Source organism: Asticcacaulis benevestitus DSM 16100 = ATCC BAA-896 (assembly GCF_000376105.1).
GTDB lineage: Bacteria > Pseudomonadota > Alphaproteobacteria > Caulobacterales > Caulobacteraceae > Asticcacaulis > Asticcacaulis benevestitus.
In genome coordinates this window covers 49,496-72,271 of record NZ_AQWM01000017.1, presented here as the reverse complement: position 1 = coordinate 72,271, position 22,776 = coordinate 49,496, and the positions used below count along the sequence as shown (strand labels likewise).

Genomic DNA, 22,776 nt, shown 5'->3' with positions numbered 1-22,776 from the left:
AAATTCGCAGTTTGTTGGCGCTTCGGACGAAGGCACGACAACGCACGACAACCCTTTTTCCGGCGATGTGGCGATAATTGCCGCCGCGCCATTTCGAAGTCGCACTAGAACAGGCCTCATCCCGGCTCGGCACCGTTTCAACGACATGCTTGTCGCGGCCTGGCCGTAGCGAAAACAACAATCCAAAATACGCTCGCAATCATTTCATCCTCCTGAAAGGTTCCCGATGCCTGCCGACCTCTCGCCCTCCCCCTCCGTCGTCGCGACTGCCCCGCCGACTGACCGCCTCCTGCGCCCGCGGTCAGTCGCCATTGTTGGCGCCTCTGACAAACCCAGGGCCTTAGGGACATCGGTCCTTGCCAACCTCGACCGTAACGGGTTCAGGGGTGACATCTACCTGATCAACCCAAAGCGCGAAACGATCGGCGACCGGCCCTGTTTGTCGGACATCTCTGCTTTACCGGAAGATGTTGACGTCGCGGTTCTGGCCATCCCCAAGTCGGCCGTCCTGGATGCTGTTCGTGCCCTAGCGGCACGCAAATGCGGTGCCGTCATAATCTTCTCGGCAGGGTTCGCCGAAGGCGGCGAAGAGGGGATAGCCGCGCAACTCGAAATCGGCCGCATTGCGTCCGAAGCGGGCATGATCATCGAAGGGCCAAACTGTCTGGGCATTGTCAACTATATTGACGGCATCCCCCTTACCTTTGTTGAAACACAGGCGGAGCCGCTGGGTGCCCTGCCCGGCATTGGGATCGTTTCGCAAAGCGGCGCGATGGCATGTGTCCTGGGCGTCACCCTATCCAGCCGGGCGTTAGGTTTGTCCTATTCCATCTCGACGGGGAACGAGGCCGCCAGCGGCGTCGAGGACTACGTTGAATACCTGGTCGATGACCCTAACACGCGCGTTATCGCGATGATTGTCGAACAGTTTCGCAAACCGAAGAGCTTCTTAGACGCAGCTGCCCGAGCACGTGAGGCCGGCAAGACGATTGTCCTGCTCCATCCGGGAAAGAGCCAGGCCGCTCGCGCATCCGCAGTTACTCACACCGGGGCTATGGCGGGCGACTATGTCGTCATGCGGGCAAAGGTCGAGCGCGCGGGCGTCGTTTTTGCGGAAACCCTCGAAGAACTCGCAGATATCGCCGAGATCGCGGCGCGCTGTGCCGTGCTGCCGGCTGGAGGGACCGCGGTCTTGGGCGAATCCGGTGCCTTCAAAGCCTTGACTCTCGATCTGTGTGAAAGCCTCGAAGTCGTCTTGCCCGTCATATCTGACATCGACTCTCCGGTCCTTCGAGCCGCACTGCCGGACTTCGTAGGCGTAAGCAATCCACTCGATATTACCGCTCAGGGTCTGGTCGAGCCAGACCTCTATACCCGCACGCTGAAAGCCCTGCTCGAAGATGATCGTTTTGGCGTTGTCGTCATGGGGATCATTCAGACGGACTCTGTGACAGTGGGCATAAAATTACCTCCCATTCTGAAGGCCCTCAATGACCATAAACCCCTAAAGCCCGTCATTTTCGCCGGACTAGACGAAGGCGCCAATGTACCGGACTGCAAAATCGCGGAGCTACGCAGGCATGGCGTACCATGCTTTCCATCATCGGAACGCGCGTTCCGGGCCATCAAACGCCTGACACAATTGGCCGACCGCGATCTCGGCGTCAGAGACGTGCAAAAAAGCCCCATTCCCCTGCCGGCCAACGCTGAGGTTATCCCAGAATATCAGGCCAAGGCCCTGCTGGCGCCGGCCGGCATTCCCTTCCCTCCCAGTCGCTTCGTCACGTCGCTGGAAGAGGCTCAATCCGCAGCGGTGACCATGGGCTATCCTGTCGTCATCAAGGCGCAATCGGCCGCCTTAAGCCACAAAAGCGACGCCGGCGGCGTGATCGTCGGTCTAAGAGATCCAGCCAGCCTCTCCGTCGCCTGGGAAACCCTATATGCCAACGTGGCAGCCTATGATCCGAATCTCCGATTGGAGGGAGTCCTTGTCGAAAAAATGGGCCTAGGCGGCACGGAACTGATTGTCGGGGCCAAGACCGACCCGGATTGGGGCCCGGTTATCCTCTTCGGCTTCGGCGGTATAACCGCCGAAATTCTTCAGGATGTACGTGTGGTCACACCCGACCTGACCATCCCTGCCATTGTCCGCGAACTGAACAGCCTAAAGCAAGCCGCTCTGCTGCACGGCTTCCGGGGGACACCGGCGTTGGATCTGAACGCCGTGGCCGAACTCATCGCCCGAGTTGGCAATGTGCTGATCTCGACGCCCGATATTGCGGAGCTCGATCTCAATCCCGTCGTGGTCTATCCAAAAGGTGCCGGTGTCGTCGCCCTCGATGCATTGATCCTCACCGCACAACCGAACTGATCACATGGGGCAATCGGGTTGCCCGACGGCCCGGGAAATGCGTTTCAAAAACTTGGACAAAAATAACAATCACGGCTGGGCGGGGCACGGTTCTGGAATGCCCGGCGCTTGAACTGCCAAGAAGGCCAAAGGGCTTTACCTGATGACCGATAGTTCGTATCCATATGGACGGAATGGCGCTTGCGCAAAGGCTTTAGAAAGACCTGAACCGACATCAAAAGCGCAGCTAAAATAATGGTCAGTAAGGAAGGCCAATATAGTTCTCAGCAATGGATGTCTGGGCGGCTGCACTGTTGCGGATATAACTTAACTCTGCCTTCTGCATCTTGCGATCAAAGGCCGTCATCTGCGGGAAGCGATGCGTGAGCTGCGTCATCGACCAGGAAAAGCGCTCGGCCTTCCATATTCGGCTGAGCGCACGATCGGTATAACCCTTGAGGCCCGCCTCTTCGCCAAGCTTGTAATGGGCTATCAGGGCATCGGCCAGATAGCTGACATCGGATGCCGCCAGGTTCAGTCCCTTCGCACCTGTCGGCGGTACGATATGGGCAGCATCACCGGCGATGAACAGGCGGCCATGCTGCATCTTCTCGCAGACAAAAGACTTGAGCGGTGCGATGGACTTTTCCAGCGACGGACCGCGCGTTATACGATGATCGGTCGTGTCACCCAGGCGGACCTCCAGTTCGTCCCAGATGCGATCATCCGACCAGTTCTCGATCTTTTCCGTGACATCACACTGGATGTAGTAGCGGCTTCGTGTGCTGGAACGCTGGCTCGCCAGAGCGAAACCGCGCTCATGGTTCGAATAGATGAGTTCATGATCCATAGGCGGCACATCCGACAGAATGCCCAGCCAGCCAAACGGGTAGACCTTCTCGACCGCATATTTGGCCGCATCCGGCAGGGTGGCGCGGCAGACACCATGAGCGCCATCGCAGCCGGCGATGAAGTCGCAATCAAGGCGGTGCTGCGAGCCATCCTTAATGTAGGTGACATAAGGGGCCGAGCTTTCAAAATCGTGCAGCACGACGTCTTTCACCTCGAAGACGATCGGCGTGCCGCGTGCCACACACGCATCCATCAGATCGATCGTAATCTCGGTCTGGCCGTAGACCATAACATCCGTTTCGACGAGATCGTGCAAGGCGATACGCACCTTCTCACCATCGTCCATAAGCGCGAAACCTTCATGCAACAGGCCGAGGCGATCCATGCGTTCGGACACGCCGATCTTGCGCATGAGGTTAACCGTGCCAAACTCCAGCACGCCGGCGCGAATTCGTCCTTCTGTATAGGCGCGCGTCTGGCGCTCCAGAATTACGCAGGAAATGCCTTCGACGTGCAAAAGCTGCGACAGCATCAATCCGGCAACACCGCCGCCGACAATGACCACCTGGGTTTTCTTGTGAGTGTCCATGGTTTCCTCAATTTTCTATCCGGAAAACATGCCGTCAGTTGTGCTGGAAAGCTATGGAGGGATGTACTATAAACTTGGACAAACTTAATAATCAAGGCCTGAGCAAAATGCCTAAAGACCCCACACCGATTCCAAGGTTCTTTCTGTTTGGTGAGGCACCGAAGGAAGTGGATCATAATTTCCTTCATCTGGAAGAAATCAAGGATCGCTCGGCGCCCCTTCACGGCCAGATCCGCCCGCATATGCACGCGGACCTCAACCATATTTTTCTTATCACACAAGGGGCCGGACGCATCCTAGGCGATGATGCCGATCTTCATTTCGACGGGTCTCACATCCTGTTCGTACCCGCAGGCACGGTCCATGGCTTCGCTTTCAGCCACGACATACTGGGTTATGTTCTGACGATCGCCAGCGCTCACCTGGACGCGCTTTTACGGACACACATTAGCCTCGCCTTCCCGCCTGCACTTCAGGCCCTGGAGATATCAGACCGACCGACTTTGCATGGTCTGCGTCTATGGATTATGCGGCTGGGGCGGGAGCTTTTCTGGGAAGCGCCCGCTCATATGGCAGCGGTAGAGGCCAATCTGTTAGGCCTCATGGCCGATATCCACCGTCTGTCGCATCGCCAGATCCGAATGGTTGAAACACCGGTCGGTCCGCAGCAACGGCTCGTCGCCCGCTTTCGCGAACATATCGAAGCACGCTACAAGGAGCCCCTCGCGCTAAATACCTATCTGGCAGCCTTGCGGGTCAGCGAGACGCAACTACGTTACGCCTGTCAAAAGGTTGGACAAAATTCACCCAAGCAAATGATCCTCGATCGTCGTTTGATCGAGGCGAAGCGCCTTTTGCTCTACAGCGACCTGTCGATCAGTGCCTGCTGCCGGCAGATCGGGTTTGACGATCCGGCCTATTTTTCAAGGTTGTTCACCCGCCAGACAGGGGTGTCGCCGCGCGCCTACAGAGCCGGGCGGCGACAGATCGCTTAAGCCTGCAACTCTTTTTCCAGATCGTGCAGTACCTTATAGCACGGCAGCACCTGCGCCACGGAGCTGTTAGGCTCGCGGCCCTCCCGTATGGCGGCGAAGAACTCACGATCCTGCAACTCGATGCCGTTCATCGAGACATTGACATGACTTACGTCGATCGCTTCTTCCTTGCCGTTCACCAGATCGTCATAGCGGGCGATGAAGGTGCCGTTGTCGCAGATATAGCGAAAGAAGGTACCGAGCGGCCCGTCATTGTTAAAAGATAGGGACAGGGTGCAGATGGCGCCACTGGCCGCCTTGAGCTGGATCGACATATCCATGGCGATACCCAGTTCGGGATGGGTCGGGCCTTCGACGGCATTGGCCTTCACAATCGGCGAACCGGCCTGGTAAGCGAACAGATCGACCGTATGGGCAGCGTGGTGCCATAGCAGGTGATCGGTCCAGGAGCGCGGCTGGCCGAGGGCATTCATGTTCTTACGGCGGAAGAAATAGGTCTGGACGTCCATCTGCTGGATATTCAGTTCGCCGGCCGTGATCTTGTTGTGGACGTACTGGTGCGAGGGATTGAAGCGCCGTGTATGCCCGACCATGCAAACCAGGCCCGTTTCCTTTTGCAGGTTCATGACGGCCTCGGCCTCTTCCCACGAATCCGCTAAGGGAATCTCGACCTGGACGTGCTTGCCGGCCTTCATGCAGGCGATCGCCTGCTGGGCGTGCATCTGGGTGGGGGTACAGAGGATGACGGCATCGACCTCTTCCAGCTTCAGCGCCTCGTGAAGATCGGTGAAAACGTGCGGAATGCCGTATTTAGTAGCGACTTCCTGGGTGGGTTCGAACGTCCGACCGACCAAGGCGACAACTTCGATGCCGTCGATATTCTTGATACCGTCGAGATGCTTGATGCCGAAGGCGCCGGCGCCCGCGAGTGCGATTTTCATGAGTTATTCCCGTTTTTCAGAATGAGATGGCCGATGGCCGTATTGGAGGCCGGCACATGATAGTGCCGGTGGAGTTCCGTGACCTGATCGTCAAGCGCGCCGCGCATGATCAGCCACATCACCAGCTCGATGCCTTCGGAGCCTGCTTCGCGGATATAGTCCTCCGGCGGGATGCTGACGAGCCGCGCGACATTATCGACCATGTCCGACAGGAACGCCTTGTCCCATGGCTGGTTGATCAGGCCGGCGCGCGGTCCCTGGAGCTGGTGCGACATGCCACCCGTGCCCCAGATCTGTACGTTGAGGTCTTCGGAGAAGCTGTCGATGGCTTTACGGATGGCCTTGCCGAGGTTATAGCAGCGGCGTCCCGACGGCACCGGATACTGCACCACATTGACAGCGAAGGGTATGACCTTGCACGGCCACTTTTCCGGCTGGCCGAACATCAGCGACAAAGGCACGGTCAGGCCATGATCGACGTCCATCTTGTTGACGACGGTGAGGTCGAAATCCTGCTGGATGACCGAACTGGCGATATGCCAGGCGAGATCGGCATGGCCCTCGACTGCTGGCACCGGACGCGGGCCGAAGCCTTCATCGGCTACGGCGTAGTCTTCTGCTACACCGATGGCAAAGGTCGGGATGAAGTCAAGTGAAAAGGCGGTGGCATGGTCGTTGTAGACCAGAAACACCACGTCGGGTTTCTCTGATTCTTCCCATTTCCTGGAAAACTCGAAACCGTCGAACATCGGCTTCCAGTAATCCGCCTGGGTCTGGTCGGTGTCAATGGCGCGGCCGATAGCGGGAACGTGCGAGGTGGCGACACCGGCGGTTATGCGTGCCATTTAATTCTTCTCCCACTCGGATTTATAGCGGTTGCCATCCGGGGATCGCCCACCGGCCAGCATCATTTTCAGATACGCTTCCTCACTGACACCCGTCATGGTCGAGGCGGCGTACTGGAAGCTCAGGCCATCGGAGGAGAAAATTTTGGCGAGAAAATAGATATTGCCGCCAAGCGACAGCATCTTATTGTAATCACGATCGATCACGGCCTGCTTCTGATCTTCCGACATCTTCCATTCATCGAGATAGGCGCGGTTGTCGGCCTTGAAGCGCTCGCGGTTTTCCGGCTTCATCAACGACATACAGAACTGGTTGAGGTGATAACCCTTGCGCGCCATCCGCTCATCGAAGACGGTCGTGCCCGGCACATCGTCGTAAGGTCTAGGCTCGCTCACGCCGTTTCCTCCGGCCAGTAAAGGCGCATCGGATTGGCAACGAGCAGTTTTTGCTGCAACTCGGCCGTGGGCGCGATCTTCGGAATGAAATCGACCAAGTGGCCCTCATCCGGACTATGGGTTTTCAGGTTCGGGTGCGGCCAGTCGGTGCCCCACAGGACGCGATCGGGGAAGGCCTCGACGATGCGACGGCCGAACGGAATGACGTCGCTGTAGAAAGGCGGCGTTTCCTTCGACAGTCGCTCCGGGCAGGTCACCTTGCACCAGATATCGCCACGCGCCGCCATGAAATTGACGAAGCGGCTGAACTCAGGGCCATCGACCGTTTTCGTCACATCGGGTGTGCCCATATGGTCGACTACCAGAGGCGTCGGCAGGGACAGAAAGAAATCCTGCAGCTCTTCCAACTCCTCGGCGACGAAATAGATGACGATATGCCAGCCCAGCCGCGCGATTCGGGCGGCAATTTCGCGCAACTCGTCATGCGGTAGGCTGTCGACCAGACGCTTGACGAAGTTGAAACGCACGCCACGCACGCCGGCTTGATGAAGGCTTTGCAGGTCTGCATCGCTGATGTCGCGGCTCACGGTGGCGACGCCGCGCGCCGTGCCGTCCGAGTGCGCGATGGCGTCCAGCAGGGCACGATTATCGGCGCCGTGACAGGTTGCCTGAACAATCACCGAGCGCGAAAAGCCAAGGTGCTTGCGCAACCGCCACAGGTCGTCCTTCGAACCGTCGCACGGCGTATATTTGCGTCCCGGTGCATAGGGGAAGATATCGCCCGGTCCGAAGACGTGGCAGTGGGCATCAACCGCTCCTGGCGGCGGCGCAAAGGCCGGTTTGGCGGGGGATGGGTGCCAGACCCGCCACCCCATATCCATGATAAAATCGGCCATCAGAGTCCCCTCGCCTTCAGGGCCGCGTCGAGACGCGGATAGACCCGGCGGGCATTACCCTCAAACACGTTATATTTGTCCTCGGCCGAGATGGCTAAATTGTCGACATAGCGCTTGGTATCATCGAAATAGAAGCCGGTTTCAGGATCGATGCCGCGCACCGCGCCGACCATTTCCGAACCGAACAGGATGTTCTTGTTGTCGATGACCTTGAACAAAAGGTCGATGCCCGGCTGGTGGTAGACGCAGGTGTCGAAATAGACGTTCTTCATGACGTGATCGCGCAGCAGCGGTTTTTTCAGCATGTCCGCCAGGCCGCGATAACGCCCCCAGTGATAAGGCACCGCACCGCCGCCATGCGGGATGATCAGGCGCAATTCGGGGAAATCGCGGAACAGGTCGCCTTCGATGAACTGCATAAAGGCGGTCGTATCGGCGTTGATATAATAGGCGCCGGTGGCGTGGAAGGCCGGGTTGCACGACCCCGACACATGGACCATGGCCGGCACGTCCAGCTCGATCATTTTCTCGAAGAAGGGATACCAGTATCTGTCGGTCAGCGGCGGCGACGAGAAATGGCCGCCGGAAGGATCCGGGTTCAGATTGCAGCCCACAAAGCCCATATCGACGCAGCGCTGTAATTCATCGATCGAGCCTTGCAGGCCCACACCCGGCGATTGCGGCAACTGACATACCCCGATGAAGGTGTCCGGAAACAGGTCGATGACGCGCTTGATGATATTGTTGCTCTCGATCGTCCAGCGCTTCGAGACGCTTTCATCGCCGATATGCGGCCCCATGACGGAGGCGCGCGGCGAGAAGATGGTCATGTCGGCGCCGCGTTCCTTCAGCAGCTTGAGCTGGTTCTTTTCGATGGTCTCAATGATCTCGTCGTCCGACACCACCACACCTCCCGGTGCCGGCTTGAGCGCGTCCCTGAAGTGCGCCACCTGCATGTCGCGGAAATGGGTCAGCGGCGCCGGTGCGGTCGTGTAGTGACCATGGCAATCAATGATCAGCGGTATTTCCAGGCTCATTTCGTTTCCTCGCTTTTTAATTGGGCCCGCATGGCATCCAGCATGGGTTTCAAGCCTTCGGCTTTGAGCGCCGAGTCATAGTCCGGCGCCCAGGCCTGAAGATCGGCGATGGCATCGGACATCCACGGCGTGATACCGGCTTCGGCGACGGTTTTGGCGGCTTCACGCATCTCTTCCGACCGGCGCGCGCCATGTTCGAGCGTGCGCGAAATCATGTAGCGGGCATAGCCTTCCCAGTCCGGATGCGGAAACAGGTTGTTGAGCGAGGCCAGCACGGTATCCTCGACGCCGTAATGGCGCGCCGCGAGCAGCGATTCCGAAATCAGCGCTTCCAGCCCCTTGATCATGACGCTACGGCACAGCTTGGCGGCCGCCGTCTTGCCAAGCCTATCGGAATAGTAGATCGCATCCGTAAATCCCAGCCCCCCGATCAGCGAAGCGAACATCTCGGCATGAGGACCGCCAAGAAGGACGGGTGAGGCCAGGCGCTTCGGCTCAATCGGCGACATGACCGATGCCTCGACATAACGACCGGTTGCGGCCTCTATGACCCCGGCCGCCGCAATCTTGGCTTCCGGCGAGGCGGAATTGAGATCGAGAAACCAAGCGCCGGCTTCCAATCCGAGGACTACCGATTTGGCCGCCACCACAGTCTGGGCCGCCGTAACCGCCGAAATGATCAGGTCCGCCCCCTTGGCAGCTTCTGACGCGCTGCGACAACGCATAATATCAGCCTTCGCTGCGGCATGCGCGCAGACGGATCGATTGTCGAACAGCTTCAGGTCATAAACCTTCACCTTTAGGCTGTCATTGACCGAAAGTTCGGCGGCCAGCGCCTGCCCGACTTCGCCGAAACCAATCAGGGCGATGGTTGAAATACTCATTCCGGCCACACATGCGCCGGCACGAAGACCTCGCCCGTCATCAGTTTACGCGCCGTACGCAGCAGGGCTGACCGCTTGATCGAAAGCGCTTTCCCTTCGCCTTCGATATCCATGGAAACTGTGAAAAATCCTGTGGGATGCTCGATCTCAAGATCGGTCGCGCCCTGCGCGTCCAGCCCCAGCAGGTCATTGGCGACGGAGCCTTTTAGCACACAGGCCGTGGCCACCGACACCGCGCCGAACACGCCAATGGCCTCGTGTACCCGATGCGGAATGAAGGTGCGGGTCGAGACGGTGCCACCGTTTTGCGCAGGTGCAATCAGCGTTATCTTGGGCACCGACTTATCGGTGACATCGCCGAGGTTCATCAGGGCGCCCGCTTCGAGACGGATGGCCTCCACTCTCGCTTTCAGAACCGTATCAGCTTCCATGATCATTGGCGTTTCATAGCCAGTCTGGCCGAGATCGGCAGCCCTGACCACAATCACCGGCATGCCGTTGTCAATCAGGCTGACGGCCACGCCCTGAATTATATCCTGAGCGTTGCCGGACGGCAGCAGCGCGCCGCAGCTTGATCCCGCGACATCGAGGAAATCAGTAGGCACAGGCGCGGCCGTCCCCGGCACACCGTCGATGCGCGCCTCGCCTTCATATTCGACTTTACCGCCCGGTGTCTCAATATGCGCGACCGCCCGACTCCTGGTGTTGAGCATGTGGATGCGGACGCTCGTGACGTCGCCCGTCGCCACGACAAGTTTCTGCTCGATGGCAAAAGGGCCGACCGCCGCCAGCAGGTTACCGCAGTTCTGCTGGTCGGTAACAGCGGCCTTATTTGGAACAATTTGCAGGAACAGGTAATCGACATCGGCATCAGCGCGTTCCGATTTCGATACGATGGCGATTTTCGATGTCAGGGGATGCGCACCACCCATGCCGTCAATCTGACGGGCGTCAGGCGACCCCAGGGCTGCCAGCAGCACAGCATCTCGCGTGGCTATATCAGCTGGCAAGTCGTCCTTCAGGAAGTAAAGTCCCTTGGATGTACCACCGCGATAGACGCTGCAGGGAATCGCGCGGAGTTGCATTTTACAGGTCTTTCTGATCGATATAGACGAGGCCGCGCGCCTTAAGGGTTTCGCGCATCTCATAGATATCGAGGCCCAGTTCACCGTTTTGGAAACGAAGGCGCCGCGCTTCTTCCGATGCCGCGCGAGCTGTCGCCTTCGCGGCGATGTCTTCCGCCTTGTCACGCGGCACGACGCAGATACCGTCGTCATCGGCCACGATGACATCCCCCGGATGGACAAGTGAATCGGCGCAGACCACCGGCACATTGACGCTACCCAGCGTGTTGCGCACGCAACCGCGGGCATAAACTGCCTTCGACCAGACCGGAAATTCCATTTCGGTAAGCGTAGCGATATCGCGCACGCCGGCATTGATGATCAGGCCCTTGACGCCGCGAGCCTTGAGAGACGTCGCCAGCAAGTCGCCGAAATAGCCATCTTCATTGGGCGAAGTCGGGGTCACCACCAGTACATCGCCAGGCTGGCACTGCTCGACCGCCACGTGGATCATCCAGTTGTCGCCGGGCGCCACCTCGACCGTCACGGCCGGGCCGGCGATCATGGCCGGGCGGTAGATCGGCCGCATATAGGCGTTCATGAGGCCCACACGGCCTTGCGCCTCGTGGACGGTAGCAACGCCATGACCTTGCAGCGCCTCGCACACAGCGGCAGATGGACGTTTGATATTGGTAACGACGACAGGCATAAAGGTTTCCTCGTTTTCTTTACCTTCGCTTATTCCATAGATTTCAACAAAACGGTTCCTAGATACTGCGCCCAATGCTATCAGTTTTGGTTATAGGAGCCAATATGGATATCTTTCGTCTCCGCCGCCTTTGGGCAGTGCTCGCCGTCTATGAAACAGGCAGCGCGCTCAAGGCTGCAAGCTTCAGCCACATGTCGCAACCAGCCATCACCAGCGCTGTCGCCAGTTGCGAGGCCGATCTGGGCGCCGCCCTGTTCGAGCGCTCCTCGCGCGGCATGACCCCCACCCAGGCCGGCGCTGTCTGGTGTCCGCGTATCGCCGCCGCGGCGGACTATCTAAAAGAGGCGGAGGCGACATTGCAGCACGGCAAGAGCCATTCGCGGATGCCGCTCCAAAAATTGGTGACCGAAACCCAATTACGCGCGTTGTCCGCCGCGATCGAAACCGGCGGCTTCAGTCAGGCCGCCCGGCAGCTTGGCGTATCGCCACCCAGCATCCATCGCGCCGCGCGTGAACTGGAAACCTTGTGCGGCGTCCCTTTGTGGCGGCGCGAAGGCTCGCGTATAGAACCGACAACTGAGGCGCGCACTCTGGCGCGGTTCGGCGATCTCTGCTTCAGCGAAGTCACCCTGGCCCGGGAAGCCGTGCGCGAACTCCAGGGCATCATGGAAGGCACCCTGCGCATCGGCGCCCTGCCGCTGGCGCGTTCACAGTGGCTGCCGAAAGCCCTGGCCGCCACTCTTAAGGCTTTCCCTGATATTCGGGTGACAATACTGGATGGCCCCTATAACGAGCAAGTCACCGCGCTTCAACATGGCCGCATAGATTTCCTGCTGGGCGCCCTGCGCAAAATCTCGCCGGACACCCTGACACAGGAAAGTGTGTTCAGCGATCCAATGCTAATCCTGGTGCGCGCGGATCATCCACTGGCGTCCGGATTTGACAGCCAAGTCGACAAGTTAACGCCGACGCAACTGGGCAAGCTGTCATGGATATTGCCCCGTACCGGCACGCCAGGCCGAAGCAATTTCGAAGTCTTCATGGCCGCCAAGGGACTGCCTTCACCGCATCGCGTCATCGAGAGTTCGTCTCTCGTGGCGACACGCGAAATATTGCTGCGCAGCGACTACGCCGCCATCCTGTCAGCCCAGCAGGTGGAGACCGAAATTTCATCCGGCCTCCTGAAAGCCATGGGACCGCCTCTGACGGGATCTGCGCGTGAAATCGGCATCACCACCCGCTCTGGCTTCCTGCCGACCCGCCTGCATAACCTGTTCCTGGCGAATTTGCGAGAATCCGCGGTGCTTTAAGCTTCGTCGGCAACAGTGTTTGCCTACAGCCGATGCCCGAGATTTCGACGTCGATGATGTGACCTTCAAACGTTAACACAGGAGGCTCGCGCTTAGTCGCACCGACCCATCAAGTAAGCGCGGCTCACGCCACCCACCGCCTCGATGAAACCGCAGAAACCTGCGAATTGCTCAAGCCTGAGCTAGACGCCAATCTGTTAGATCGGCGAGAAGTGCCGGCTTTCGCACCGAGCAGAGCGGGTGTCGTCACGGGGGCTTGTCCTGTCCCAACTGAAAGCGTTGCCCCATCAAAAAAGCAATGACACTGCATAATAGATATGCTTTATATCTATAATATAAAATGCAGGGAGCTTCACAGATGCCAGATACCGCCCACCTCGATTTGATTGTCGATTCCGCTTCGCTCAAGGCCGAGGGTGGTCGCACCTTCCGACGGCTCAATCCGGTCACCGGAGACGTGGCCACGATCGCCGCTGCCGCCAGCGTAGGCGATGCGAAGGCTGCAGCCGATGCCGCGGCCGCAGCTTTCCCGGCCTGGTCCAGCATGGGGCCAAATGCGCGTCGCGCCGTGCTCCTGAAGGTGGCTGACGAACTGACGGCGATGGCGCCAGACTTCATCAAGGCCATGCAGGAAGAGACCGGCGCGACCCAGGCCTGGGCGGGTTTCAACTGTATGCTGGCCGCCAATATGATGCGTGAGGCCGCCTCGCTTACCACCCTGGTCGCGGGGGAAACAATCCCTTCCGACAAGCCGGGCTGTGTCGCTTTGGCCATCCGCCAGCCGGCCGGTGTCGTGCTCGGCATAGCGCCATGGAATGCGCCGGTCATCCTCGGCGTACGCGCCATCGCTACGCCGCTGGCCTGCGGCAATACGGTTGTGCTCAAGGCAGCCGAGGCCTGCCCTCGTGTCCACTGGCTGATAGCGGAAGCCTTCAACCGCGCCGGTGCGCCCAAGGGTATCATCAGTCTGGTCACCAATGCGACGGAAGATGCCGCCGATATCGTCGGCGCCCTGATCGATCATCCGGCGGTCCGCCGCATCAACTTCACCGGCTCAACCCATGTTGGCCGCATTATCGCCGTGCGCGCCGCGCAGCAGCTCAAGCCCTGCCTGCTGGAGTTAGGCGGCAAGGCGCCCATGCTGGTACTTGAAGCCGCCGATCTCGATGAGGCGGTCAAAGCAGCCGCCTTCGGCGCCTTCATGAACCAGGGCCAGATCTGCATGTCGACCGAGCGGATCATCGTGGTCGATGCCGTGGCCGATGCGTTCGTAACGAAGTTTGCTGCCAAGGCTGCCACCATGCCAGCCGGCGGCGAGGGTAAAACACCCCTCGGTACCGTGGTCGATCAAAAGTCCGCCGACAAGGTCCGCGAACTGATGGCTGACGCCGTTTCGAAAGGCGCAACACTTGTCGCCGGCGGTGACGGCGATGGGGTTCTGATCCCGGCTTCGGTGCTCGATGGGGTCACGCCCGCTATGCGCATCTATGGTGAGGAATCCTTTGGGCCGGTTGTTTCGATTGTCCGTGCCAGGGATACTGAAGATGCTATCCGCATCGCCAATGACACCGAATACGGCCTGACAGCCTCAGTCTTCACCACCAATATCGCGGAGGCTTTCAGCGTGGCGGCACGCATACAGTCAGGCATGTGCCACATCAATGGCGCCACTGTGCATGACGAAGCCCAGATGCCGTTTGGTGGCGTCAAGGCGTCCGGCTATGGCCGTTTCGGCGGCAGGGCCGGCATCAATGAATTCACAGACTTGCGGTGGATCACGATTGAGACCAAGCCCGGACATTTTCCGATCTAAGTTATACCAAGGTACTGATTATTATGAACGAAGTTGTTAAACCTGTTGAACGCGAAGAAGATACGGTCGCCTTTCATGTCGAGGCCGGTATCGCTTGGGTGAGGTTCAATCGCCCGGACAAACGCAACGCCATGAGCCCCAAACTCAATCGCCGCATGATGGCCGTGCTCGATGAACTGGAGTTCCGCGAAGATGTCGGCGTACTGGTCTTAAGCGGTGAAGGCACGGCCTGGTCCGCCGGTATGGATCTTAAGGAATATTTCCGCGAAACAGAGTCCAAGGGAATGGCCGGCACACGCGCCGCCCAGCGCGAGAGCTACGGCTGGTGGCGTCGCCTGCGCTGGTATCAGAAGCCGACCATCGCCATGGTCAATGGCTGGTGCTTCGGTGGCGGCTACGGTCCGCTATTCGCGTGTGACCTGGCCTTCGCCGCTGAGGAGGCCAAGTTCGGTTTGTCGGAAATCAACTGGGGTATCCTGCCAGGCGGCGGCGCCACCAAGGTTGCCACCGAGCTTCTACCCTTCCGCAAAGCCATGTACCATGCTCTGATGGGCGAAAACATCGACGGAAAGACCGCCGCCGACTGGGGCCTGGTCAATGAGGCCCTGCCACTCGATCAGCTTAAGGCGCGCGTGACCGATGTGGCGAATGTTCTGCTGGCCAAAAATCCTGTGGCGCTTAAAGCCACCAAGGACGCGGTGCGACGCGTTGGGGTTATGACCTATGACGAGGCTGAGGATTACCTGATCCGCGCTCAGGAAGCCGCCAATTTCTACGATAACGAGGGGCGCAAGGAAGGCATTAAGCAGTTCATCGACGACAAGACCTACAAGCCGGGGCTCGGTGCCTATGACAAGACCAAGGCCGCCAAAGCCAAGGTTTAAATCCCGCGACACAGACGTCAGGTGACAGGATTAAGCCGGGGCCGTACGGGTCCCGGCACCTAGCCGGTCGGAGGTGGCGCCATGATCTTGACTGCAGCTGCGGTTATCTGATCGAGCCTTTCGCGAGCCGTGGTTTTGGGATCAACGTCAAATTCGTGGGGCAAGTAGCCGAGCCACGAGCGAATTTCAGCGGGCGATCGGCGGGGGTCAACGTGATCCAAGCTGATCGTCCCGGTCTGAGGTTGAGGTTCGAAAATCCGCATCAACCTCGACTTGCCCGCGGCATTTTGATCCAAGGAGACCATTTGCTCCAGCATCGATATTTAAATCGATATTGGCCTCAGCCGATAGGTATGAGCGCAAAGCTTGCTGATCTCGGTGGATATGCGCCAGCGTTCTGATTTCAGCTTATTGCCCTGTCTATGTAGCTTTTTCAGATGCTTATAGATATTCATCCAGCAAGGCGCGCCACGATGGGATCTATTTTCGAACGAACCTTGCTTTTGCAAAGGCCCTGTCGCTTTCAATAAACGCCTTCAACATAAATGGAATCAGGTCCGAGATTTGTTCCGTCACGCCGTAGGCAGACTGATAATGGTCAGCGTATTGCTTCAACGTGCCGTGCAATTCCATACCAACCGTAATCGTAAGTTTGATCGGTGTGCGATCGGGCAGCCTTGGCAGTTTTATATCGGTCACGGACGATCTCCCTCAGGTCTTTGGGTAATGATCAGGTCTTTCTGGACGATCACCCGCAACGGCCAGCCCGGTCGCACCTTTAGCGTCGGCTGAACATCCAGTTGCCGGCTGACGATCTTCTGGCCAGCCTCATTGGCGGTCTGCTGAACGGACTGACGCAAAGCCCTGACTAGATCATCATCGCTATCGGTTCCCAGTTCACCGGTGAGCCCCAGCAAAGTCGACAGACCGATACCCTTTAGTAAGGAGGTTGAGTGGAACGATACCTGGTCGTAAAGTCCGGCATAACCGGACATATCCGAGGCCAGCATATTGTCGATCTGCAGAGATCGCCCGTCAGGCCAGATCAGGCGCTGCCAGACGATGAGGGCCCGTGACTGACCAAACGACACCGTGTTGTCGCATTTCCCGATCAGCCGTGTGCCTTGCGGAATGAGGGTCACCCGTCCCGTCACATCATGCACGTCGCTTGTCACCTGCGCGAGGATGGTGCCCGGCAAATCCGAGTTCAATCCCGTGATCAGCGATGCGGAAATAACGGTGCCGGCCATCACGATGTTTGGGCTCGCCGGTTCCTGGACACTATAGGGATTGAGACTAGCGCTCCGGGGTGACGTTTCGAGGAAGGCCGTCTTTGCTGTCGCTAGTGACGATCCCTGAGATATCGCCGCCAGGGCCGGCAATGGTTGATTGTCTGTGCCAGAAAGATCAGGAGTCGATGTCACTGGCCGCTCGGGAGCCACGGGAGCGGCGACCTGGAAAAACAGACCGCTCGTGCGGTCGGCGGCAGACGGCGATACCTTAGAACTAATTGGCGCCCCCGGCTCTGTCATCGCCATATCGCCATGCCGTCGTCTGTGTTCAAGAATCGGCTTCCCCAAATCGCCCGGTAACGGCTCGCCCAGTTGCGGCACGTCCGCGTAGGTTTTCGGCAGGCTGGCAACCTGATCAGGGAGGCCGGCTTTGTGCTTTTCCGGGTTCTTCTCTTCGCCGGCCGGCGCCCCCGGATGGATCAGGGAGGGGGCCAATCCCAGCCAGGTCAGGCCGACAAGGACAAGACAGGCCGCGCCGGCAAGACCGATCAGAAGATTGCGCTTGATACGGATCACACGGCGCGGTTTGGCGCGCAAGACCAGGGTTTCCGGATCGACCTTGTCTATCTTCTCTGCCTCAGTCATGGCGCGCACCGCCCTTCCGATCGGCCGCGATCCGCACGATCGCCTGCGGCTTCTCACCGAGACGCAGTTCCGCGACATCGAACAGGCCGTCGAAAATGGCCGACCAATGCCGGCAAACAAAAACCCCCTTGGCTTTCGCCTCGGGGGTCTGTGCTATGACTTCTGATAGACCTCCTGTCACCACACCCGAAGGCGTAGTTACGTTGGTTGCGGGGGCCCGCAACCAACGTAACTACTACCCTATTTCGTTTTCCAAAATCATTCCGCGCAAAGCGAGAGGGCGAGTCGCTCCTAGTGGCTCNNCCCGCCGGTCTTGCTGGGCATAGCGCTGATCTTGGCGAGCCTGAGGTCATCAAGCTTTTTTCAAAATCAGTTGCCTAGGCAGTTTCATTCACAATCTGCGCCCGCACGAATGACGTAAGTTGATGCGCCTGCGACGTGATGGATCTGGCAAGAGCGTCGTCCCTTAGCTGACCATCAGCATCAAAGACCGCGCTGCTGACGGCCGCGACACCGATCGGCGTCGGCCAACCACGCAGAGCATGGACGATATCGCGCATGGCCGACAGCGTAGCGCCTGCGCCCTGCCATCCACCGGCCGCCACGACGATACCAACTGGCCGTCCATCGAGAAAAACGCGCGAGTCCGATTGCAGATCTGCGATCAGGTCGATGGCATTTTTAACCAGCGCCGAAACACCGCCATGATAGGCCGGCGTGCCGATGACGATGCCATCGGCCTTGCGAATGGCCTCCAGAAAGGCAGATTGGCCGTCCGTCCGGTTGGGATGTTCCGGCGCATAATGTGGCAGGGCAGCCAAAGCTTCACCGCCGAAAAGCTCCGTACGTGCGCCTTGCGCCTGAGCTTCCGCCAGCACCGCAGCAACGAGTTTCTCACTCGTCGAACGCGGGCGTGTGGTGCCACCGAAACCAACGATATAGGGTTTATGCGACATCAAGCAGCCCCTTCAAGGCAGGAAGTGTAATGGGCTCAGCCTTTGCGGCCAGCAGGGGGGCAATGTCGATCCAGTCACTGACCTTAACCCGCGCATCGATCAGTTTATGGTGATAGAGAAAATCAGCCTGGCTCTGCAAGGCGTCGATACGGGCCGGATCGAGATTGACATCGAAACTGCCGGTAAAGCGCTGAGCGTAGCCACGATGCACAGTGTCACACGTCGGCGTCGTTTCCTTAGCAGTGACGCCTGCCACTTCCTCCTCATGGCTTTGCACCCAGAGCGCCGCGGCGTTTATCACCTGAAGGTAGACCTTCACCAGATGCGGGTGGTCATTAAGGAAATGACGGTGCACCGTGATCGGACGTGGCGTGCCGTTATTGACGCGCAAGGTTGGGTCATCGAGCCGGTTGATATCGAGGATGACCTCAAGGCCATGTGCCTGCTGGAAAAGGACTGAATTGGCGCCTTTGGCGAAGATGACATCAACCTCGCCATCGAGCAGCGCTTTTTCGGTCACCTGCGATCTGGTGCCCCCGATGCGGTTCTGGTTCTGCCACTGCAGCGGCGGCGCCTGGACATCGGTCAGGACCACATCGTCGAAGGTGAGCCCTTCAAGTGTCAAAGCGGTATCGTAAGCCCTCAGAGCCATGGCGCGCCAGGCGTCAATCTCGCCGGCCGCCTTTGAAAGGCCGAGCCGTTTACCGCGTAGATCGTGCGTGGCGCCCGGCCGCCCCAAAAGAACCTGCGCCTCATCGTGCCACGTCAACCCCACCACAACCGTATGATCACGGCCTTCCTGGTTCAGGTTATCGGCGCGCGTCCATAAGGGATGCACATTGCCACCCTCACGGATAAGGGTCTTGATATCATGATAGAAATGTTGTGAACGCAAAGCCGGTTCGCGGCTGTCCTGCAAGGCCTTGACCTTGTAGCCACAGGCGTCGAACGCCTGCTCGAACCACCCCTGACCGAGCGCTATGGCTGTAGCGGTCGGGAAAGGGTCACTACTAAGCCAAATGGTATCAGAGGGTACAAGGGGTATTATCGCTGCGGGCATGACAGGGCTTTCTTAACAAGCCAGCAATATCATACTAAATTAGTGGTGTTTCAAATGAGAATTTATCATGCGTTCCCCCAAGAATACTTAAGTACGCATGGTTTCCAAGATAGCGTTGAGATCAACTCGAACGCAGCGGATGCTTGTGACCTTCGGGATGCGCCAGCGTCGAATCCTCGAGGACGCGTGCCACCGCATCGCGCGCCGCCAAAAGGATGGGGCGTAATTCACAATGATCGGGCGTAGGGCAGTCTTCGCACCGTGCATAGGCGGTACGGCTAGCGCAGGTTGTCAGAGCCAGCGGGCCGTCGATCTGGCGAATGATATCGGCAATAGAGATCATATCGGCTGGCTTGTTCAGCGCGTAGCCACCTGACCGCCCCCGCTTCGATTGCAGGAAACCTTCGCGTCGCATCTCCAGAAGTATGCCTTCAAGGAAATGCAGTGGCGCTTTGATGCGCTCCGCCAGTTCCGTGGCCTGAAGCGTTTCTCCGAGCTTCAATCGCGTCAGTTCCTGCATGGCACGTATAGTATATTTGGCCCGCTGAGATAACATATAAGCTCCGCAATTTCCTATGGCTTAGGTCAAGTGCCGGGCGAAATCTCCGTAAAACTCGCCCCTATGCCCTTAATATAATGAGAAAATTTAGAAATGATATCCCAATTCTATTGATTGCCTCACAAGGGATATGACCTCGTATCTACGTCCCGAAACCTCTCTAGATTCCCGCGCCAAGATCGAAGAAATCAAGCGCAAGACTGAGCGGACGCACGGCGCTGGGCAAGACTTCAGCGCGCGTGAGCACCTCCACTAACCGCGATATCTGTGCCGACAACTCCGGCACAGCGGTTACCTCCCACCAGGCGGGCCGCGTCAGACTGCCAATGGCAAATAAGCTATCCGAAACATGCCCATGCGCATCGACGACGCGAGCATCATGGGTTTCCAGTCCAAGCCCCAAAGGATCGGCATGGATAAACCCCTGCTGACGCAGAGCCGCAAACAAAGGCGTGCCCAGCGTCGCGTAATCGCTTCTTGGTCCAGTGCAATTGATCACACGCGCGACCTTGATATGGCGAATCTCCCGGCGATTTCGAACGCTATAGGCGACATCGAGATGGTCACCGCGTGGGGCAAAGCTTTTTAAACGCCCGCTCAGCGGTATGACCTGCCGGCCTTCTATTAAATCCTCCAGGGCACGACCTACACGTGGCGCGACCCTATGCCGATGAACATCCCAATAGGGCCGGGCGTGACGTAGAAAGTGGCTCCGTTCCGCGCGCGTCCAGGCAGCCCAGATTTGCGCGGCATGCGGTCTGGCCGCATCGAGAACACGCTGCCATGGCACACCTTTGGCCAGCGCGGACTTCGCCTCCTGCCTGATCCGGCGCAGAAGCTTCAGCGGGGATTGGCCGATATGAATATCGAGAAACGCCGGCCAGGTTCCGCCCGAGACGTGGGGAAGTGGCAGAAGACCGCGACGCGAGAGGGCAAAGATCGGACCCGTGTGGCCCTGCCGCGACAGACTTAAGGCGATATCGACCATGGTCAGGCCTGTGCCTATCAATAGAATGGGCCAGTCCGGTTCATGAGCCGTCAGCGCGTCCGATGCCCATGGATCGGGTATGAACAAAGGCGAGTCCGTCAGGTGTTTCTGATCTTCACTCAAAAGGTCTGGCGCTTTTGGCGCCATGTTGCCTGTCGCCAGCACCACGCGTGCCACGTTCAACTGGCGACCATCGACCAGACCAAGGACATAGGTGGCGCCGTCCTTTTGCAGTTGGGTTACCTCGCCCCGAATGCGCAGGATACGCCCTTTTGCGACCGCCCCGTCGATGTGCGATTGAATATACAGGCCGAAAAGCCGGCGCGGCACGAAGGCGTGCGCCAGATCGCCGGCTTCGGCAACACCCGCCGCTATCTCTGACGGGTAATCCGCTAACCAATCGGCGAAAGCGGGCTCGAGGCCGACCTCCATGCGATGAACCGGCACATTCAACAGATGATCCGGCCCGCCCGCACCATAGGCCAGCCCGGCGCCGGCACAGCGCGCCGCCTCTATCAGAACAGGACGCTGGCCGTCTCGTTCAGCAAGCTTCAGAGCCAGCACGCTGCCCCCGAAACCACCGCCGACGATGGCAAGGCGATGCACCGGACACGTTCTTGTACTCGCCGCCATTGGCTCTCCTTAAACTTGACTATCACGCTCTTTAATAACCCGAACCTCAATTTCCTACTATTGTTATTTTAAATAAACCGGTTTGTTTTAAAAAGAGAAACAAGCTGCGCGTGCAGGCCTCCCGATCGACTCGGGCAGACGATACCTACTTCGACCTAAAGTCTTCGGCGAAGGCGTCCGCGATGGGGCGCTTTTGCGGCGGCGTATCGCTGGCTTTCGACAGATGGTCGACCACGCCATCAGCCTCAGCAAGGATAGAGTCGTCGAGCGGTACGATACGCGGGCTGGTCTGCCGGACCATCGCCGCGGCGATATCGATCGGAAGGCCTGTGTCCTTGGACAGGGCCGCAGCGTAGTCTTCGGGATGCGCCGCGCCCCACACATAGGCCTTGGCAAGACGTGCGTCGAAATCATGTAAGGCAGCGGCCTTGTCATGGATCGCGGCTGGCGTCGCTACCTGATAGGCATGGCTGGTCATCAGGCCCTTGCCGCTCACGAGCACACGCGCATGGTCTTGTTGCACGGACGTAGTCAGGAAGGGCGCCCAGGTCGACCAGGCATCGATGCTGCCCGATGCGAAGGCCGCCTTGGCGTCAGCCGGCGCCAGGAAGACAATCTGCACGTCCTTGGTGGTCAGGCCCTCCTTTTCCAGAGCCAACAGCAACAGATAGTGTCCGACCGAGATCTTGCCGGTGGCAATGCGCTTGCCCTTCAGGTCGGATAGGTTCTGCGCCTTTGAGGTGGCTGGCACGATAAGCGCTGTGCTGGAACCGTCGCCATAGGCAATGGCTGAGACCACCTTAAGCGGTGAGCCATTGGCAAAGGCGAAGAGATAGGGCGCATCCCCCACCAGCCCGACATCGACCGCGCCGGCGTTCAGGCCTTCGAGGAGATGCTGGGCGGCGGGAAATTCAGACCATTCAACCGAATAGGGTGCGCCATCCAGAGCATGAGACGCCGTCATCAGAGCGCGTGTCGTGCCCTTCTGATTGCCGACCTTGAGCACGACCGCGCTGGCGGAGGTACCCTTGTCAGCTTGCGGACCGCACGACGCGAGAGACGTGGCGGCGGCAAGGGTTAAGACGGTGAACAGGCGACGGGATATCGGCATGACGGTGGCTCTTTCAGGGGCGCGATC

General features: G+C 58.8%; 22 protein-coding genes. 5 read left to right on the top strand and 17 right to left on the bottom strand.

Going from position 1 to position 22,776, the window contains the following annotated elements:
• Positions 1-226: 226 nt before the first annotated feature.
• Complete coding sequence (locus tag B060_RS0115535) at positions 227-2,371, top strand: acetate--CoA ligase family protein (protein WP_018082720.1); 2,145 nt, start codon at positions 227-229, stop codon at positions 2,369-2,371.
• A 238-nt stretch (positions 2,372-2,609) separates the two neighbouring features.
• Here the strand turns inward: B060_RS0115535 and pobA are convergent, their stop codons facing one another.
• Positions 2,610-3,791 (bottom strand): 4-hydroxybenzoate 3-monooxygenase, encoded by a 1,182-nt coding sequence (pobA, locus tag B060_RS0115530; protein WP_018082719.1) that lies wholly within the window; start codon positions 3,789-3,791, stop codon positions 2,610-2,612.
• 38 nt (positions 3,792-3,829) lie between these two features.
• Between pobA and B060_RS0115525 the strand changes: the two genes are divergently transcribed.
• Positions 3,830-4,786, top strand: coding sequence for a helix-turn-helix domain-containing protein (locus B060_RS0115525; RefSeq protein ID WP_236621600.1), 957 nt, complete (start codon positions 3,830-3,832; stop codon positions 4,784-4,786).
• On the opposite strand, the gene B060_RS0115520 is transcribed toward B060_RS0115525, so the two are convergent.
• From B060_RS0115520 to B060_RS0115485, 8 genes are read right to left on the bottom strand one after another with little or no spacing between them, the layout of a single operon-like run.
• Positions 4,783-5,727 (bottom strand): Gfo/Idh/MocA family oxidoreductase, encoded by a 945-nt coding sequence (locus tag B060_RS0115520; RefSeq protein WP_018082717.1) that lies wholly within the window; start codon positions 5,725-5,727, stop codon positions 4,783-4,785. The genes B060_RS0115525 and B060_RS0115520 overlap by 4 nt on opposite strands.
• Positions 5,724-6,572 (bottom strand): class III extradiol dioxygenase subunit beta, encoded by an 849-nt coding sequence (locus B060_RS0115515; RefSeq protein WP_018082716.1) that lies wholly within the window; start codon positions 6,570-6,572, stop codon positions 5,724-5,726. Before B060_RS0115515 ends, B060_RS0115520 begins: the two co-directional genes overlap by 4 nt.
• Positions 6,573-6,968, bottom strand: a complete 396-nt coding sequence (gene ligA, locus B060_RS0115510) for a protocatechuate 4,5-dioxygenase subunit alpha (protein WP_018082715.1) — start codon at positions 6,966-6,968, stop codon at positions 6,573-6,575.
• A complete protein-coding gene (locus tag B060_RS0115505) occupies positions 6,965-7,864 on the bottom strand; it encodes an amidohydrolase family protein (protein ID WP_018082714.1) in 900 nt (299 codons plus the stop codon). The genes ligA and B060_RS0115505 overlap by 4 nt, the downstream gene beginning before the upstream one ends.
• The gene (locus B060_RS0115500) at positions 7,864-8,901 is read right to left on the bottom strand and encodes an amidohydrolase family protein (RefSeq protein WP_018082713.1); all 1,038 of its coding nucleotides are present in this window, start codon (positions 8,899-8,901) and stop codon (positions 7,864-7,866) included. The genes B060_RS0115505 and B060_RS0115500 overlap by 1 nt, the downstream gene beginning before the upstream one ends.
• The gene (locus B060_RS0115495) at positions 8,898-9,785 is read right to left on the bottom strand and encodes an NAD(P)-dependent oxidoreductase (RefSeq protein ID WP_018082712.1); all 888 of its coding nucleotides are present in this window, start codon (positions 9,783-9,785) and stop codon (positions 8,898-8,900) included. Before B060_RS0115495 ends, B060_RS0115500 begins: the two co-directional genes overlap by 4 nt.
• On the bottom strand, positions 9,782-10,870 hold the full coding sequence (locus B060_RS0115490; protein WP_018082711.1) for a 4-oxalomesaconate tautomerase: 1,089 nt from the start codon (positions 10,868-10,870) through the stop codon (positions 9,782-9,784). The genes B060_RS0115495 and B060_RS0115490 overlap by 4 nt, the downstream gene beginning before the upstream one ends.
• A gap of 1 nt (position 10,871) precedes the next feature.
• Positions 10,872-11,558 carry a 4-carboxy-4-hydroxy-2-oxoadipate aldolase/oxaloacetate decarboxylase gene (locus B060_RS0115485; protein ID WP_018082710.1) on the bottom strand — a complete coding sequence of 229 codons (687 nt, stop codon included), beginning with the start codon at positions 11,556-11,558 and terminating at the stop codon, positions 10,872-10,874.
• Positions 11,559-11,662: 104 nt separating this feature from the next.
• Between B060_RS0115485 and B060_RS0115480 the strand changes: the two genes are divergently transcribed.
• From B060_RS0115480 to B060_RS0115470, 3 genes are all read left to right on the top strand, one after another.
• A complete protein-coding gene (locus B060_RS0115480; protein WP_018082709.1) occupies positions 11,663-12,868 on the top strand; it encodes a LysR family transcriptional regulator in 1,206 nt (401 codons plus the stop codon).
• 358 nt (positions 12,869-13,226) lie between these two features.
• The gene (locus B060_RS0115475) at positions 13,227-14,681 is read left to right on the top strand and encodes an aldehyde dehydrogenase (protein ID WP_018082708.1); all 1,455 of its coding nucleotides are present in this window, start codon (positions 13,227-13,229) and stop codon (positions 14,679-14,681) included.
• 23 nt (positions 14,682-14,704) lie between these two features.
• Positions 14,705-15,565, top strand: coding sequence for a p-hydroxycinnamoyl CoA hydratase/lyase (locus tag B060_RS0115470; RefSeq protein WP_018082707.1), 861 nt, complete (start codon positions 14,705-14,707; stop codon positions 15,563-15,565).
• A gap of 480 nt (positions 15,566-16,045) precedes the next feature.
• Here the strand turns inward: B060_RS0115470 and B060_RS0115460 are convergent, their stop codons facing one another.
• The 8 genes from B060_RS0115460 to B060_RS0115425 form a co-directional block, all read right to left on the bottom strand.
• Positions 16,046-16,264, bottom strand: coding sequence for a DUF2274 domain-containing protein (locus tag B060_RS0115460; protein WP_018082705.1), 219 nt, complete (start codon positions 16,262-16,264; stop codon positions 16,046-16,048).
• A complete protein-coding gene (locus B060_RS0115455) occupies positions 16,261-17,442 on the bottom strand; it encodes a TraB/TrbI/VirB10 family type IV secretion system protein (RefSeq protein WP_018082704.1) in 1,182 nt (393 codons plus the stop codon). Before B060_RS0115455 ends, B060_RS0115460 begins: the two co-directional genes overlap by 4 nt.
• Positions 17,435-17,665, bottom strand: coding sequence for a hypothetical protein (locus tag B060_RS27615; protein ID WP_162149125.1), 231 nt, complete (start codon positions 17,663-17,665; stop codon positions 17,435-17,437). Before B060_RS27615 ends, B060_RS0115455 begins: the two co-directional genes overlap by 8 nt.
• A 154-nt stretch (positions 17,666-17,819) precedes the next feature.
• A complete protein-coding gene (locus tag B060_RS0115445) occupies positions 17,820-18,398 on the bottom strand; it encodes an NADPH-dependent FMN reductase (RefSeq protein ID WP_018082702.1) in 579 nt (192 codons plus the stop codon).
• Positions 18,388-19,458 (bottom strand): ABC transporter substrate-binding protein, encoded by a 1,071-nt coding sequence (locus B060_RS24795; RefSeq protein WP_018082701.1) that lies wholly within the window; start codon positions 19,456-19,458, stop codon positions 18,388-18,390. Before B060_RS24795 ends, B060_RS0115445 begins: the two co-directional genes overlap by 11 nt.
• A gap of 121 nt (positions 19,459-19,579) precedes the next feature.
• Entirely contained in the window at positions 19,580-20,014 is a 435-nt protein-coding gene (locus B060_RS24790) for an RrF2 family transcriptional regulator (protein WP_051081093.1), read from the bottom strand.
• A gap of 163 nt (positions 20,015-20,177) precedes the next feature.
• A complete protein-coding gene (locus B060_RS0115430) occupies positions 20,178-21,638 on the bottom strand; it encodes an FAD/NAD(P)-binding protein (protein WP_081606881.1) in 1,461 nt (486 codons plus the stop codon).
• Positions 21,639-21,783: 145 nt separating this feature from the next.
• Positions 21,784-22,749, bottom strand: coding sequence for an ABC transporter substrate-binding protein (locus B060_RS0115425; RefSeq protein ID WP_018082698.1), 966 nt, complete (start codon positions 22,747-22,749; stop codon positions 21,784-21,786).
• Positions 22,750-22,776: the final 27 nt, after the last annotated feature.

Bases quoted from the DNA above. Each gene is read 5' to 3' on its own strand.
- B060_RS0115535 (WP_018082720.1), top strand. From the start codon at position 227: ATGCCTGCCGACCTCTCGCCCTCCCCCTCCGTCGTCGCGACTGCCCCG.
- pobA (WP_018082719.1), bottom strand. From the start codon at position 3,791: ATGGACACTCACAAGAAAACCCAGGTGGTCATTGTCGGCGGCGGTGTT.
- B060_RS0115520 (WP_018082717.1), bottom strand. From the start codon at position 5,727: ATGAAAATCGCACTCGCGGGCGCCGGCGCCTTCGGCATCAAGCATCTC.
- B060_RS0115515 (WP_018082716.1), bottom strand. From the start codon at position 6,572: ATGGCACGCATAACCGCCGGTGTCGCCACCTCGCACGTTCCCGCTATC.
- B060_RS0115505 (WP_018082714.1), bottom strand. From the start codon at position 7,864: ATGGCCGATTTTATCATGGATATGGGGTGGCGGGTCTGGCACCCATCC.
- B060_RS0115500 (WP_018082713.1), bottom strand. From the start codon at position 8,901: ATGAGCCTGGAAATACCGCTGATCATTGATTGCCATGGTCACTACACG.
- B060_RS0115495 (WP_018082712.1), bottom strand. From the start codon at position 9,785: ATGAGTATTTCAACCATCGCCCTGATTGGTTTCGGCGAAGTCGGGCAG.
- B060_RS0115490 (WP_018082711.1), bottom strand. From the start codon at position 10,870: ATGCAACTCCGCGCGATTCCCTGCAGCGTCTATCGCGGTGGTACATCC.
- B060_RS0115485 (WP_018082710.1), bottom strand. From the start codon at position 11,558: ATGCCTGTCGTCGTTACCAATATCAAACGTCCATCTGCCGCTGTGTGC.
- B060_RS0115480 (WP_018082709.1), top strand. From the start codon at position 11,663: ATGGATATCTTTCGTCTCCGCCGCCTTTGGGCAGTGCTCGCCGTCTAT.
- B060_RS0115475 (WP_018082708.1), top strand. From the start codon at position 13,227: ATGCCAGATACCGCCCACCTCGATTTGATTGTCGATTCCGCTTCGCTC.
- B060_RS0115470 (WP_018082707.1), top strand. From the start codon at position 14,705: ATGAACGAAGTTGTTAAACCTGTTGAACGCGAAGAAGATACGGTCGCC.
- B060_RS0115455 (WP_018082704.1), bottom strand. From the start codon at position 17,442: ATGACTGAGGCAGAGAAGATAGACAAGGTCGATCCGGAAACCCTGGTC.
- B060_RS0115445 (WP_018082702.1), bottom strand. From the start codon at position 18,398: ATGTCGCATAAACCCTATATCGTTGGTTTCGGTGGCACCACACGCCCG.
- B060_RS24795 (WP_018082701.1), bottom strand. From the start codon at position 19,458: ATGCCCGCAGCGATAATACCCCTTGTACCCTCTGATACCATTTGGCTT.
- B060_RS24790 (WP_051081093.1), bottom strand. From the start codon at position 20,014: ATGTTATCTCAGCGGGCCAAATATACTATACGTGCCATGCAGGAACTG.
- B060_RS0115430 (WP_081606881.1), bottom strand. From the start codon at position 21,638: ATGGCGGCGAGTACAAGAACGTGTCCGGTGCATCGCCTTGCCATCGTC.
- B060_RS0115425 (WP_018082698.1), bottom strand. From the start codon at position 22,749: ATGCCGATATCCCGTCGCCTGTTCACCGTCTTAACCCTTGCCGCCGCC.